The organism is Ruegeria sp. CL5, from assembly GCF_056536485.1.
Window position 1 is genome coordinate 1 of sequence record NZ_JBQFPS010000007.1, and the last position, 13769, is coordinate 13769.

The 13769-nt window shown below is 56.8% G+C and carries 15 protein-coding genes; 10 read left to right on the top strand and 5 right to left on the bottom strand.

Features of this window, described 5'->3' with window-relative positions:
- The first annotated feature begins 500 nt into the window (after window positions 1-500).
- The 4 genes from ACR0IU_RS12805 (at window position 501) to ACR0IU_RS12820 (ending at window position 4394) form a co-directional block, all read left to right on the top strand.
- Window positions 501-1250 carry a 5-oxoprolinase subunit B family protein gene (locus ACR0IU_RS12805; protein ID WP_480716519.1) on the top strand — a complete coding sequence of 250 codons (750 nt, stop codon included), beginning with the start codon at window positions 501-503 and terminating at the stop codon, window positions 1248-1250.
- Complete coding sequence (locus ACR0IU_RS12810; RefSeq protein ID WP_480716520.1) at window positions 1247-2242, top strand: 5-oxoprolinase subunit C family protein; 996 nt, start codon at window positions 1247-1249, stop codon at window positions 2240-2242. The genes ACR0IU_RS12805 and ACR0IU_RS12810 overlap by 4 nt, the downstream gene beginning before the upstream one ends.
- A gap of 12 nt (window positions 2243-2254) precedes the next feature.
- The gene (locus ACR0IU_RS12815) at window positions 2255-3016 is read left to right on the top strand and encodes a LamB/YcsF family protein (protein WP_480716521.1); all 762 of its coding nucleotides are present in this window, start codon (window positions 2255-2257) and stop codon (window positions 3014-3016) included.
- A 130-nt stretch (window positions 3017-3146) separates the two neighbouring features.
- Window positions 3147-4394, top strand: coding sequence for a hypothetical protein (locus ACR0IU_RS12820; RefSeq protein WP_480716522.1), 1248 nt, complete (start codon window positions 3147-3149; stop codon window positions 4392-4394).
- Between the two features lie 64 nt (window positions 4395-4458).
- On the opposite strand, the gene ACR0IU_RS12825 is transcribed toward ACR0IU_RS12820, so the two are convergent.
- Entirely contained in the window at window positions 4459-5838 is a 1380-nt protein-coding gene (locus tag ACR0IU_RS12825) for a D-alanyl-D-alanine carboxypeptidase family protein (RefSeq protein ID WP_480716681.1), read from the bottom strand.
- Between the two features lie 280 nt (window positions 5839-6118).
- On the bottom strand, window positions 6119-6820 hold the full coding sequence (locus ACR0IU_RS12830; RefSeq protein ID WP_480716523.1) for an HAD family hydrolase: 702 nt from the start codon (window positions 6818-6820) through the stop codon (window positions 6119-6121).
- A 94-nt stretch (window positions 6821-6914) separates the two neighbouring features.
- Here ACR0IU_RS12830 and clpS point away from each other — a divergent pair, with 94 nt between their 5' ends.
- Genes clpS through hemF form a run of 4 tightly spaced genes read left to right on the top strand, consistent with a single transcriptional unit; the run spans window position 6915 to window position 9956 of the window.
- On the top strand, window positions 6915-7256 hold the full coding sequence (gene clpS, locus ACR0IU_RS12835; protein ID WP_480716524.1) for an ATP-dependent Clp protease adapter ClpS: 342 nt from the start codon (window positions 6915-6917) through the stop codon (window positions 7254-7256).
- A 9-nt stretch (window positions 7257-7265) separates the two neighbouring features.
- Complete coding sequence (locus ACR0IU_RS12840; RefSeq protein ID WP_480716525.1) at window positions 7266-8228, top strand: class I SAM-dependent methyltransferase; 963 nt, start codon at window positions 7266-7268, stop codon at window positions 8226-8228.
- Between the two features lie 37 nt (window positions 8229-8265).
- The gene (locus ACR0IU_RS12845) at window positions 8266-9066 is read left to right on the top strand and encodes an SDR family oxidoreductase (protein ID WP_170544359.1); all 801 of its coding nucleotides are present in this window, start codon (window positions 8266-8268) and stop codon (window positions 9064-9066) included.
- Between the two features lie 5 nt (window positions 9067-9071).
- A complete protein-coding gene (gene hemF / locus ACR0IU_RS12850; protein WP_480716526.1) occupies window positions 9072-9956 on the top strand; it encodes an oxygen-dependent coproporphyrinogen oxidase in 885 nt (294 codons plus the stop codon).
- Window positions 9957-9959: 3 nt separating this feature from the next.
- On the opposite strand, the gene ACR0IU_RS12855 is transcribed toward hemF, so the two are convergent.
- Window positions 9960-10367 (bottom strand): hypothetical protein, encoded by a 408-nt coding sequence (locus ACR0IU_RS12855; protein WP_480716527.1) that lies wholly within the window; start codon window positions 10365-10367, stop codon window positions 9960-9962.
- Window positions 10368-10558: 191 nt separating this feature from the next.
- Here ACR0IU_RS12855 and ACR0IU_RS12860 point away from each other — a divergent pair, with 191 nt between their 5' ends.
- Together ACR0IU_RS12860 and ACR0IU_RS12865 are read left to right on the top strand one after the other, a co-directional pair.
- A complete protein-coding gene (locus tag ACR0IU_RS12860) occupies window positions 10559-11071 on the top strand; it encodes a toxin-activating lysine-acyltransferase (protein WP_480716528.1) in 513 nt (170 codons plus the stop codon).
- A gap of 1 nt (window position 11072) precedes the next feature.
- Window positions 11073-11984, top strand: a complete 912-nt coding sequence (locus ACR0IU_RS12865; protein ID WP_480716529.1) for a Hint domain-containing protein — start codon at window positions 11073-11075, stop codon at window positions 11982-11984.
- 3 nt (window positions 11985-11987) lie between these two features.
- Here the strand turns inward: ACR0IU_RS12865 and modC are convergent, their stop codons facing one another.
- Window positions 11988-13079 (bottom strand): molybdenum ABC transporter ATP-binding protein, encoded by a 1092-nt coding sequence (gene modC / locus ACR0IU_RS12870; RefSeq protein ID WP_480716530.1) that lies wholly within the window; start codon window positions 13077-13079, stop codon window positions 11988-11990.
- A complete protein-coding gene (modB, locus tag ACR0IU_RS12875; protein WP_170544370.1) occupies window positions 13076-13768 on the bottom strand; it encodes a molybdate ABC transporter permease subunit in 693 nt (230 codons plus the stop codon). The genes modC and modB overlap by 4 nt, the downstream gene beginning before the upstream one ends.
- Window position 13769 lies beyond the last annotated feature (1 nt).

The window sequence follows — 13769 nt, forward strand, 5'->3', positions numbered from 1 at the left end:
ATTACCAACCTCAGATGCCCACCGTCTCTCCGATGCGTCTCAACCGTCTCTCCGGCCCGTCTCCGCCGTTCCCAGCGTCCCAGCAACCGCCTCAGCAGCGCCGGTGAAGGGCGTTCTATGCCTTACGCATTCAACGCGCAAGTGGAAAATTCAAGAAAGTCGTAAAAAACTTCAATTTCACTTTTTAAATATATATATCAATTACTTACGAACTATTAATCTCACAGAATACGGTTAAAAGCATTCTTCAAACCTATCAGGCATACCGCTCAGGTTTCAGTGCTTGTTGGTTCAAACCCTATATATAGTGAGAGCACTACGCCACCTCCACAAGACAGGACCGACTCGATAAGGAGCAGCGATTCATTTCCAATCCCGGAATCGCACCCAGCATCGGCGCCGCCGAGCGCATTGCCCAACGATCCTACAAGGCCTTGCGCATTGTCTATGGATAGGCTCAGGTCTCTCAGAAGCTCAACCGATACGCCTGTGACCGTGATATGACGACTGACACTAAGTTCCCCCTGCTACGAACCGTTGGATTAGACGGTCTGTTGGTGACCTTTGCGCAAACCATGTCCGAGCAATCAAACCGCGCCGCTCTGGCATTTCGCGGCGCGGTAGAAGAACAACAGATCGACGATGTGCTTGAGACGTCGGCCTCGCTGGCATCTGCATTTATACGATTCAATCCCTCAAGCCTGTCGCATCACGACATCGAAGAGTTGATGCGCGCGATGTTGGACAGTCGCGATTGGTACGCCGCACCCTTGCCTGCAGGGCGACGATTCTGGAAAGTACCGACAGTCTACGGTACCGATCTTGCGCCACAGCTAGAAGACGCAGCGCTGGCAGCCAGATTGTCAACTACAGACGCCATCGATCGTCTCAGCCAATCGCGCGTGCGGGTACTAACCATCGGGTTCGCTCCGGGCCAACCTTATCTCGGGCCATTAGGACCCGAATTCAACATTCCACGCCTGAAAGAGTTGACGCCAATGGTGCCCGAGGGGGCGTTGGTTCTGGCAATTTCGCAATTTGTTCTGTTCTCAGGGCCAACTCCAACCGGATGGCGCCATGTAGGGCAAACCGCTTTCCGTTGCTTTCGTCCGGACATGGAGCAGAGCTTTGCCCTCAACCCCGGTGATGAGATGCAGTTCATCTCGGTCTCGCGCGAGGAACTTGAGGATATCCAGACAACGTGCACCGATGGTTCTGGCGGTGCGAGTTGCAAGGAGATCACGGCATGACGCTGATCGTCCATCGCATCGGTCCAGCTTGCACGGTTCAGGATCAAGGGCGTACTGGGTATCTGGATCAAGGCCTGTCACGTTCGGGTGCCGCAGATGTAATGGCGCTTTATGAAGGAGCCGCCTTGCTGGGTAACGCCCCAAAGTGCGCAGGATTGGAAATGGCGGGGATGGGGGGCGAGTTCGAGGCAACCGTGCCAACCGCCATCGCGCTAACCGGCGCACCCATGCAGGCCAGTATCGATGGCAGCCCGGTTCTGTGGAATGCCTCGCACCAGATGGAAGTCGGACAGCGACTGGTAATCGGGTCGGTTCAACAGGGCAGTTATGGGTATCTACACTTGGGCGGCGGGGTCGAGACCGAAATGACACTGGGCTCTCGCGCGGCACATCTGACCGCCAGGATCGGGCGCGCTGTTCGGGCCGGCGATCGACTGCCCGCACCCGGAGCGGGTACGACGGGCCTGAAGTTGCGTGCCGACGATAGATTCTCGGGAGGCTTGCTGCGGGTCGTGGCCAGCTTTCAAACGGCGCTGTTCGATGAAGGTACACTTGCGCGGTTTACACGAACGACATTCCACCGTGGCGCCCGGGCCAACCGGATGGGCATGCAGCTAGATAGCGAAGGCGACGGCTTCGCTGCCAAAGGCCAGTTAGACATCCTGTCAGAAGTTATAACCCCCGGCGATATACAGATGACCGGTACCGGTGCACCCTTCATCCTACTTCCCGAATGTCAGACCACCGGAGGCTACCCGCGCATCGCAACCGTCCTACCCTGTGATCTGCCCCGCGCGGCACAGACACCGGCGGGGGGCGAGGTTCGGTTCGAGTTTGTATCGATAGAACAAGCTGTGACACTACAAGCCGCTTTTGAGGCCGAACTGGCCCGCATACCGGGGCGCGTCGAACCCTTGGTCCGCGATCCACATGACATCCCGGACCTTCTGTCCTACCAATTGATTAGCGGAATGATCTCTGCCACCGAATAAGGAGTTATCGCGATGCCAAGCGTCGATCTGAATGCAGATATGGGCGAGAGCTTTGGCCCCTGGAATATGGGGGATGATGAAAGCCTGCTGAAGATCATCACTTCGGCCAATATCGCCTGTGGCTTTCACGCCGGTGACCCGGATGTGATGGCCAAGACCATGACTCTGGCGGCCAAGAACGGTGTTGGCATTGGCGCGCATCCCGGTTTTCCCGATCTACAGGGGTTCGGGCGTCGAAACATGAAAGTACCTCATGACAGTTTGCGCAATCTTGTGCGTTATCAACTCGGATCGGCCATCGGCATGGCCAAGGCCGTAGGTACAGAAGTCCGGCACCTCAAGTTGCATGGCGCACTGGCCAATATGTGTTCGGTCGATATCGACATGGCGCGCGCCTGTTATCAGGGCGCGCTGGATGTGGACCCCAACATAATCATAATGGTGCTTGCGGTGACCAATCAGGAAGCGGCTGTGCGCGAACTGGGTTGCAAATGGGTGGGTGAGATCTTTGCGGATCGCGCCTACAACGACGACGGCACGCTAGTAGACCGGTCCTTGCCGGGGGCGATCATCCATGATCCCGCGCTGGCAGGGCCGCGCATCCTGAACATGGTGAACGAAGGTGCGATCATCACCGAATCCGGCAAGCGGCTAGAGACTTCAATTGATACGATATGCCTGCATGGTGATGGCCCGACGGCGGTTCAGATCGCGCACTCCGTGCGCGAGAACCTGATCGCAGGCGGTGTCGAGGTCACAAAGTTCATCCGCTAGTCACAACAACGTAACTTTCGAACCCCATCTCCAAACTGTTGCCCATGCAGGCCTTAGCGCCTAGCATAAGTGGCAAGTGCATGATCTGACTACCACAAATCCAAGCAACGCGCCGCAAGGAGATGAGCCTATGTCTTTCGATCTGATGTCCTACCAGCCAAGGGGCGACAAGAAAAACTCGGACTTCTTCACCGAATATCTGCCTAGAATTTACGAGCGTCGCATCAGCTCTGGCATCGCGGATCAGGTAGGCGCGATGCGCGCGATCGTCATTCAGGTTGAAACCGATGCGCTGTTCGACACGTTGGTCGAACTTTATGTAATGACCCCCTATCGCCATTCTGCCAGCTATCTGGGCCAGACGCATAAGTTCGCGGTCATGCACTCACATGCCGATTACCCGGCGCTGATTCTGATGGCTCCGCTCAGTTCGGCGTTCGAAGATTTCATTCCCCGCATCAACAGAATGTACCCGCTGGCGCGCGGCACGCCCCAGACGCGTTATGTGGGTGAGATTTACGGCGCTACCGATTTGAAGAACCTGACGGGAACGCTGGAGGATCAGAATATTCGGTTCGAATATTCTGGGGATACGGAAAACCCATTTTACACGTTGGACGGATACCGGTTTACGACGCCGTCGGATTTCACGTGCAACCGCGTCGGCTATTCAACGCATGATTTCAACGACACCGACAGTCTGGGGCTTGGCGATCGCGTGATGCTGAGCGATGCGGAACAAGCGCGGCTGGATCAGGCCGCAGCCTTTGGCGCCGACAGCAAAATCTCTCCGCTGATGCTGGGGATCGATCACCTCGCCACGCGGGTTCTGGCAGGCGAACGTGAGGACGCGATCCTCGAGTTTCTGACCATGGTCCCCTATTATTTCTGGGGGGCGTACAACATCTTTGACATGAACTCGTCAACCAACGTGAACCGTAACCCCAATGTGGATGACGACAAGAAATCCCCCGCCAAGGTCTTCACCGCCAACAACACGCCATCCTTCGTAAATTCCTTCGCCAAACTGCCGATGCCGACCGAGGATTTCGTGCGCAACTTTGGACGCCGCCTGCACCACATGGCAGTCGAGATTCAGGATGGTGATCATGCCGCAGGTGAGAAAAATGTCGATTTCGTAGTGAATACGCTCAAAGACAAAGGTGTGCCATTTCTTGCCCATGTGGTGGGCGAGTGCAAAGACGATCCGAATCTTAAACAGATCTTCTCGAAGCACTCGAAACATACATTGCTGATCACCGAGTATATCGAGCGCTGCCATCACTATGATGGCTTCTTTACCAAAGACAATGTTGCTGCCCTGACCGCTGCCGCCGGGCAGGACGAACAGTACCAGCATGGTCACGTTTTCGACTGATCGGATGAAAAAAGGGCTGCGAGATCATCGCAGCCCAGACCCATCCAGGAGAGTATGTCGGGTCTTATGACGGCCCGATCATGAAACATGTGACGTTGCGCGCTTGCAACCGGCGGCATGCCAGATCGGCCTGTTCGCGGGTCATGCCCTGAAAGGTCGCATCAAACCCGCGCGCGCTCTGGTTCACCTTGCGCAACGTGCCTTCCAAAGTAGTCATTTCCGACAGCGCGGTTTTCAGCAAAACTTTCTCGGCCTCGTATCGCGTGGTGTATCGGCCCACATTGACACCCCACAGGTGACCGCCGGATGTGGACAGGCGGGTAACCACTTCGGGTTCCGGCTCTTGCTGTCTGGCCGGTTCAACCGAGGCAAGAACCACATCCCCAGGCCGCGAAACTGGTCGTGTTGCGCTGTCCGCAGGTGCGATATCCGCTGCCGCAATGGCGGCGGCAATACCGTCTTGAATACGGGAACCATTTTTCTCGGCCGTTTCGGCAACTGCACCTGCTACTTGCACAGCGGCGGCTGCCGTCGGACGCAGGACCGGGCGCAAGCTTTTCTTCGGTGGACCAACCTGAGCGACCTGTACGGTGCCCAGCCCCGTGTTTCCGGCATACGCCGGGCGGGCAGGCTTGCGGATCGGCGCGCGCGAGGGGGCACGGCGGAAACCCATATCCAGAAGTTCAGCGACACGGGCGTTACGTGATGCGCCGGATTTGCCGCCGAAGACCGTGGCAATGATGCGTTCATCCTTGCGTTTGGCTGAAGCAACAAGGTTAAATCCGGCCGCGCGGGTATAGCCGGTCTTGATCCCATCGGCGCCCCTGTAGGCCGCCAGCAGGCGGCGGTTGGTGTTCGGAACGGTCTTGATCCCGGCATGAGTCGATTGGCGCGAGAACAGATTATAATACTGCGGATAATCATACAGCAGATGACGGCCCAGCGTGGTCATGTCGCGCGCGGTCGACAAGTGGCCCGACTCGGTCAAACCATGCGCGTTCTTGAAGGTCGTCCGGCTCATCCCCATCGCCTTGGCGGTACGGGTCATGCGACGGGCAAAGGCCGCCTCGGAACCGCTGAGCGCGATACCTATGGCGGTCGCCGCGTCATTGGCCGATTTCACTGCTGCTGCCCGGATCAGATACCGAAACGCGATTCGCTGGCCGGTGCGCAACCCCAGCTTGGACGGCGGTTCAGCCGCCGCCTTCTTGGTGATCCTAACCTGAGTGTCCAATGTGATCTCACCATTCCGCACCGCCTCAAACGCGATGTAGAGCGTCATCATCTTGGTCAACGATGCCGGATGGAGCCGCGTGTCGGCATTGCGGGAATGCAGCACTTCCCCGGTGCGCGCGTCAATAACCATCGCCGCGTAGGGGGCAGCCATGCCCTGAAGTGGCGCAAAAGAAAGCAGCCACAGAAATGCTATAAGGAATAAGCCCATTCGGGCCGGAACTGTCCGCCGAATCTGCACGATCTTTGCCTCTGTCTGCCTCGCGCCGCCGGGTTTTCCCGGTCAGCAATTTTTGTTTTGATATTGGTCAGGCTAACACAGGGACGGGCTTAAAGAAACTGAAAGCTGCGTGTCGTTACACCCACTCCGACCCATCACTGCACTACATGTGGTAGTAGTTGCGCGCCCAGACACCAAACCCGCGATTACGCCAAAAATCAGGCAAGCCAATCCATCGAATTTTTCGCAACTGATGTGAAACGGCAACAGGTCAGGAAATCCGGGCAACCAGAGCCGAGAGATCGCCCAGATCGCGCAACTCACAAAATCTGGGATTGCCGGCCGGAGTTTCAGCCTTCTCAATTTCCCAGACCAGCCCGTGGGGCACATACACGCCCCAGCACCCCGCTTCGATGGGCGCCACCACGTCAGACCGCATCGAGTTTCCGATCATCATCGAGGCCTCGGGACCATCCCCATGCTGCGCGAAAATCGTCGAATAAGTCGCCGCTGTTTTCTCGGACACGATTTCGATCCCGTCAAATAACTCACCCAATCCGGATTGCGCCAGCTTACGCTCCTGATCGATCAGGTCGCCCTTGGTGATCAGCAAAACCCTGTGCGTCTCGGCCACCGACTCGATGGCCTCGCGCGCATGGGGGAGCAGTTCGATGGGATGCGCCAGCATCTCCTGCCCCGCTTCAACAAGTTGGCGGATAACGCGCGCAGGGACGCGATCTTTGGTCACCTCGATCGCTGTCTCGATCATAGACAGGGTAAAACCCTTGATGCCATACCCATAGTGCTGGATGTTCCGCTTTTCAGCGGCAAGAAGACGTTCCATCAGGTGATCGCGCTCGGCGTGATCGGCCAGCAATTCGGCAAAATAGGTCTGCGTCAGTTGAAAAAACCGCTCATTATGCCACAGCGTGTCATCCGCATCGAACGCGATTGTGGTCAATTTGTCCTGCATTGCGATTCCGACTCGTAGCTCTTTTCTCTGACCACAGTGACGTTATATAAGCCCTCAAACAAACCGAAGCTTGAATCGGGATTCTCTTACAGTAATGCGCGAACACCAGTGGATCATGTCGGACAAGGACGACCAGGACGACGACACGTCGGTCATGGTGCAAACGCGTCCCAAGACCAAGCGGCCTCCACTGTATAAGGTGTTGCTGCTGAATGACGATTACACGCCGATGGAGTTTGTGGTGCATGTGCTGGAACGGTTCTTCGGCATGACCCATTCGCAGGCGTTCGAAATCATGCTGACCGTGCACAAGAAAGGCGTCGCAGTGGTTGGCGTGTTCAGCCATGAGATTGCCGAAACCAAGGTCGGGCAAGTGATGGATTTCGCGCGCAGGCATCAGCACCCGCTGCAATGCACCATGGAACGCGAAGAATAACGCGCGGCCATGTCTCCTCGCCTTGAACTTGCCCTAAGCAGCGGGCTCAGCCTGTCACAACCTCTGACCGTGCTGGCCCCAACCCCCAATAACGATCTGTCGGACCTGCCGCACGAGACGCAGGTGGTACAACCCTTCAAACCCTTTCACGATCATTTTGCCGCGCAAGGTTTTGTGGCAACGCCCAACAGTGACGCGCCCAGCCAGGATGCTGTCGTCTTCCTGCCGCGTGCCAAAGCGCTGGCCCGGGCGTTGGTTCATCAGGCTTGCAGCCGCGCCAGCGGGATCATTGTGGTGGACGGGGCCAAAACCGATGGCGTCGACAGTTTGCTGAAAGACATCCGCAAGCGGGTCGCAATCAACGGGCCGATTTCGAAAGCGCATGGCAAGATTTTCTGGTTTCAGTCTGATGCGGACGCGTTTGCCGACTGGGCTGCGCCTGAAAACCAAATGGTCGACGGATTCCACACCGCACCCGGTGTGTTTTCCGCTGACGGTATCGATCCTGCCTCAGCCCTGCTGCAGAGGTCTCTGCCAACCAAGCGCGTTACGCGCATTGCTGATCTGGGCGCAGGCTGGGGCTTTCTGTCCGCCGGGCTGATCGACGACACCTTGCACAGCCTGCATTTGGTTGAGGCAGATCACACCGCACTCACCTGTGCCCGCTCCAACGTCACCGACCCTCGTGCGCAGTTCCACTGGGCCGACGCAACCAATTGGACGGCACCCGAGCCACTGGACATGGTGATCATGAACCCGCCGTTTCACACCTCGCGCAGTGCTGACCCGGCCCTTGGGCAGGGATTCATCGCAAACGCCGCACGAAACCTAACACGCAACGGGCAACTCTGGATGGTTGCCAATCGCCACCTACCCTACGAAGCCACCCTGGCCGAGTTCTTCACGCGCGTTGAAGAAGTCGCAGGAGACAACCGATTCAAGGTATTTCATGCCTCTCGCCCTCGGGGCTGAGGCCCGCTAACCTGCGCCAGAACTCAGGAGGATTCGCATGTCCTTTTCAATCGCGGGCAAGACCGCAATCGTCACCGGCGGTGCCAACGGCATCGGGCTTGCCATCGGGCGGCATTTTGCGGATGCAGGTGCCAATGTCATGTTTGCAGACATGGATGAAAAACGCCTGTCTGAAGAGCTGGGTGAACAGGCGGATGACAGCAATATCCGTTATTTTGCGGGCGATCTGCGCGAAAAACTAACCATCGCCAACCTACTCTCGGCAACGCTGGATGCTTTCGATCAAGTGGATATCCTGATCAATGGCGCACGGCAGGTCATCCCTTCAGACCCGCTCGACGCGGATGATGACTCGGTCCGTACATTGTTGAACCAGAACCTGATGCCTGCGTTGAGACTGAGCCAACTGATCGCCAAGCGGTTCATCAAACAGGCTGATGGTGACACCGAGAACCCTGCAGGTTCGATCATCAACCTGTCCTCGATTGCTGCGCGCCGAACCCACCCGGACCTGATGGCCTACTCGGTCTCAACAGCCGCGCTGGATCAGATGACCCGTTCGCTTGCTGTAGCATTGGCGCCGAGCCGCATCCGCGTGAACTCGATTGCTCTGGGATCGGTAATGAGCGCCTCGTTGCAATCCACATTGAAGGAAAATCGCGACTTCCGTGATGATATCGAAAAACACACGCCCCTGGCGCGAATTGCAGCACCTAACGAACTGGCCGAAACAGCGCAGTTCCTTGCATCGGATGCCGCGGGTTTCATGACAGGGCAAATCCTGACCATTGACGGCGGCCGCACCCTGCTAGACCCGGTCGCGGCACCAGCTCATTGACATCGATGTTTGACACAGAAAAAAACACCGCCTCCGCATGGTTTCGCCAATTGCGCGATGAGATCATCATGGCGTTCGAAGCGCTTGAGGAAAGCCACGCCGCTGGCCCATTCTCAGACAATCAACCGGGCCGCTTTGAAGTGAAAGAAACCACCCGCCAATCCGACGATGGCTCGGACGCTGGTGGCGGTTTGATGTCTGTTATGCGCGGCGGTCGCGTGTTCGAAAAAGTGGGCGTTAATGTTTCAACCGTTCACGGCACACTAGGCGAACGCGCGCAGAATGCGATGGCTGCGCGTAAGGGCATTCCCGGAATGAAAGATGACCCGCGTTTCTGGGCGTCTGGCATCAGCCTGGTGGCACATATGCAGAACCCGCATGTGCCCGCGGTACACATGAACACACGAATGTTTTGGACACCGCATGCCTGGTGGTTCGGTGGCGGGTCCGACCTGAATCCTTGCATCGAATATGACGAGGACACCTCTCATTTCCACGCCACTCAAAAGGCTCATTTGGATCCGCATGGTGCATCGCATTATCCACGCCTCAAAGATTGGGCCGATGAATATTTCTACATCCCCCACCGCAAACGCGCACGAGGTGTTGGTGGGATATTCATGGATGACTATTGTACTGGCGACTGGCAGGCAGATTTCTCCCTGACCCAGGATATTGGCCGCGCATTCCTTCCAGCGTTCTTACCTCTGGTCGAGAAGCGTCGAATTCAGAGTTTCAATGACACGGACAAGACTAAGCAGCTTGTGCATCGTGGTCTCTATGCGGAATACAATCTGGTTTACGACCGGGGCACCAAGTTTGGTCTGGAAACCGGGCATGATCCCGATGCCGTTCTCATGAGCCTGCCGCCGCTGGCGAAATGGATCTGATGGTCAGAAACCAAAATCTATGAAATTGTCATAGCAATATCCCTGAGCCGACCCTGCCGTCATATTTGCTCCTACGGTTTTGACCGTGACGGAATATGTTGTGACATCTTCAGCCCCTTCAGGCGGTGACAGAGAAAACTGCACCGTACGGGCACCCCTCTCATAGGGTGTCGAGATATAGATGCGTTGAGTTGCTGATGTCCGCAGCGTCCGGATCGCAAAATCACCGATCCCGCACCAATAGGCCACTGGCGCTGATGTACCGATCGCAGCCACCTCGTAGGTGCCATCATTCAATGGCGTGACTGTTGTTCGAAATGCGGGCCGCACACCCACACCGAAGCCAACAGCTTGTGAAAGTGTGGGGGACACCAAAGCAGCCACCAGGCATGCAAGCTTCAGAATTCGCATATCCAATACCTCATTCGATAACTTCGATCGACGCCATCAAAGCGTGAATTCAATCAATAACATACCATGACAGCATTCTTGCTTCTGGTACAATGTCGAATTCGTGCGCCCTTGGTTGCCCACCATGAAAATCCTTTCATTGAATATGATCCGCGCTATGATCTAAGGAACCGTAGTTTCCAGAGTGACCCGTGCAGACGTCATTTCCAAAAGACTGGTTCGATATTTCTCCTGAAAAATACGCCGATTTCGGTGCAGTGTTTTATCTCGCGGCACTGACCAATACACATCGGGATCGCAACTTAGGTCAGGCGCTTTATGCCTTTGAAACACCCTTGCGTCTGGGGCAGTATCATATCTTTCGGCAAAACGGATTTCCGCGCGGGTTTGTGACTTTCGCCGGTCTAAGCCCGGAAGCCGAACATCGCTATGCGGTACAGGAACAGCCGTTGAAGGACGCCGATTTCACCAGCGGTACGTCTTTCTGGATCATCGACATGGTCGCTCCGTTTGGTCAGACCAACCAAATTGTCGAGATGCTAAAACGCGAGATCCCACATCCCCGGGTGCGCACTAACCGGATGGACAGCGACCTGACCCGAAACCGAATCGTCGAATGGACCCGTGACCAGAACGCTGAGGTCCACATGCGCCTTTACAGAAAAAATGAATTTGCGCGAGTGCTAGAGCAGGAGGGATCATAACATGGTCTCGATAGTCGGCGATACAACAGGTTCGGTGACAGATGATCCACCGAATGTGGCAACCGGCGATCTTGATATTACCAGCGGTGCCACCATCGTCTCGCAGGACTGGTCAATCCAGACGCCGCCCGATCACGGGACAGCCAGCATTGATCCAGCTACAGGCGAATGGACCTATACGGTCGACCCTACCTTTTTCGACAGTTTGGATAATGGCGAAATCGTCACCGATACGTTCACGGTCGAAGTCAACGCCGTCGTCAGCGTCTTCGGCTTTAATTTTAATGCAGCTCCGGAAACAACCGATGTCACCATCACAATTGAAGGTGTGTGTTTTACTGCAGGCACGTTGATCGAGACCGAAGTCGGTTCGCAACCTATCGAAAACCTTCAGGTGAATGACAAAGTGTTGACCGCCGATCACGGCTTGCAGCCCATCCGCTGGATCGAAAGCAGCCGATTGGACGGTGGGCGATTACGTGCGAACCCTTCAATGCGACCGGTGCGGCTTACTGCAGGCAGTCTTGGGCCAGATATTCCATCCCGTGACCTTCTGGTCTCTCAACAGCATCGAATTCTGATAAGTGGTCCCAAGGTCCAGATGCTATTTGGTGCGCCCGAAGTATTGGTCGCCGCAAAACACCTTTGCTCCTGGCCGGGCATCGATATCGAAACAAGCGACCAGCCTGTCGAGTATTTGCATATCCTTCTGGACAGGCACGAGATTCTAACCGCCGAAGGGGCGCCAGCTGAAAGCCTATTTCTGGGTGAAGAAACTCTTTACACGCTTTCGTCTGACGCATTGCAAGAACTCGTCGAGATTTTCCCCGACCGCGCGACAGACGAACACAACGGATTCGGAAATGCCGCGCGCCTTGTCCTGCGCGAGCATGAGTCGCGCGCACTTGCCTAATCCTTAGACGACCCGCCCACCAACATCCTGCGGGGCCAGCGCTACAGTCTTGATCACCGCATAGCAACTGCTGCCCTGCTGCAACCCCAAGGCCGCGACCGAGCGTCGGGTCACGCGGGCCAAAACAATCCCAGCAGGTGTGTTGACCGACACAATGGCACCTGGCCCTTCGCCTGATCGGATCGTTTCGACCTGTCCAGAAAGCACGTTCAGGGCTGACAGCCCTTCTGGTGGTATGTTCGACAAGATCACCTCTTGCGCCGGGATACGGATACGCAGGTCTTCGCCGATCCGGTGCGCAATGCGCGGCAGGAACAACCGCGCCCCGCCTGCGTCCAATTCAGATAAACCATCATTGTGATGAGCCGCCACGCGAACGCTTAGCACCGCACCCACGGCGCGCACACCGGCGGGGGCAACTGACGGGTCGGCCAGCACTTCGGACGCAGGGCCAAAGCGTACCACCTGCCCATCCTGAAGCGCCACGACCGATGTCGCCAACCGCGCAACCTCGGCCGCCGAATGTGTTACATAGAGGATTGGAACCGAGACCTCATCCCTTAACCGTTCAAAATAGGGCAGGATTTCCGCCTTCCTCGCATCGTCAAGCGCCGCCAAGGGCTCGTCTGCAAGAATCAGGCGCGGGCTGGCCAACAAGGCGCGGCCAATGGCGACGCGCTGTTTCTCACCGCCCGACAGCATAGCCGGGCGCCGATCCAGCAGGTGGCTGATGCCCAACATCTCGATCACGCGATCCGGGTTTTCGCGCTGTACTCCGCGCGGGGCAAACCAACGACCATAGTTCAGATTCTGACGCACAGTCAGATGCGGGAACAATCGGCCTTCCTGAAAGATGTATCCCAATCGCCGCCGATGTGGCGGCAGCCAAACCCCGCAATCCGTATCGAATAAAACCCAATCACCCACTGCAACACGTCCCGCTTGGGGGCGCAGCAACCCGGCTACGGCATTGACCACCGTGGTCTTCCCGGAACCCGAGCGCCCAAAAAGGACTGTGACACCCGGAGGCGCTTCAAAATCCAAATCGAGCGCAATACTCGGCAGATTATGTTGCATGCGAACAGACAGACTCATGACCCAGCCACCCGTTTGGCCACACGGCGGCCGACATATTCTGACAAGAGCAGCGCCCCCATGGCGATTATGATCGAAATGATCACTAACCGCGTCGCCGCCGCCTCACCCCCGGGCACCTGCAAAAACGCATAGACGGCGGAAGGCAGAGTCTGGGTCTGGCCAGGTATATTTGAAACAAAAGTGATCGTGGCCCCGAACTCTCCCATCGCTTTGGCAAAGGCCAGTATTGCGCCTGCGATAACCCCAGGCAGGATCATCGGCAGCGTCACCGTTCCAAAGACCATCAGACGCGACGCACCCAACGTAGCCCCGGCCTGCTCCAGTTTGGGATCCACCGCCTCAATCGACAAACGGATCGCGCGCACCATAAGTGGAAAGGCCATGATCCCAGCTGCAAGCGCCGCACCGGTCCAGCGGAATGCGAAAACGATACCAAGCTCGGCCAACGGCCCACCCAGCGGCCCCTGAATGCCGAATGTCAGCAGCAACAGATAGCCGGTTACGACCGGAGGTAGGATCAGCGGCAAATGCACCAGACCATTCAACACTTGCCGCCCCGGAAAGCGCCAACGCGCCAAGGCGTAGGCCACGAAGATTCCGAATGGCAGCGTTATTAGCGTCGCCCAGAGCGACACGCGCAACGACAGGTGCAACGCCTCGATCTCTGCTGGTCCCAACCACCCCATC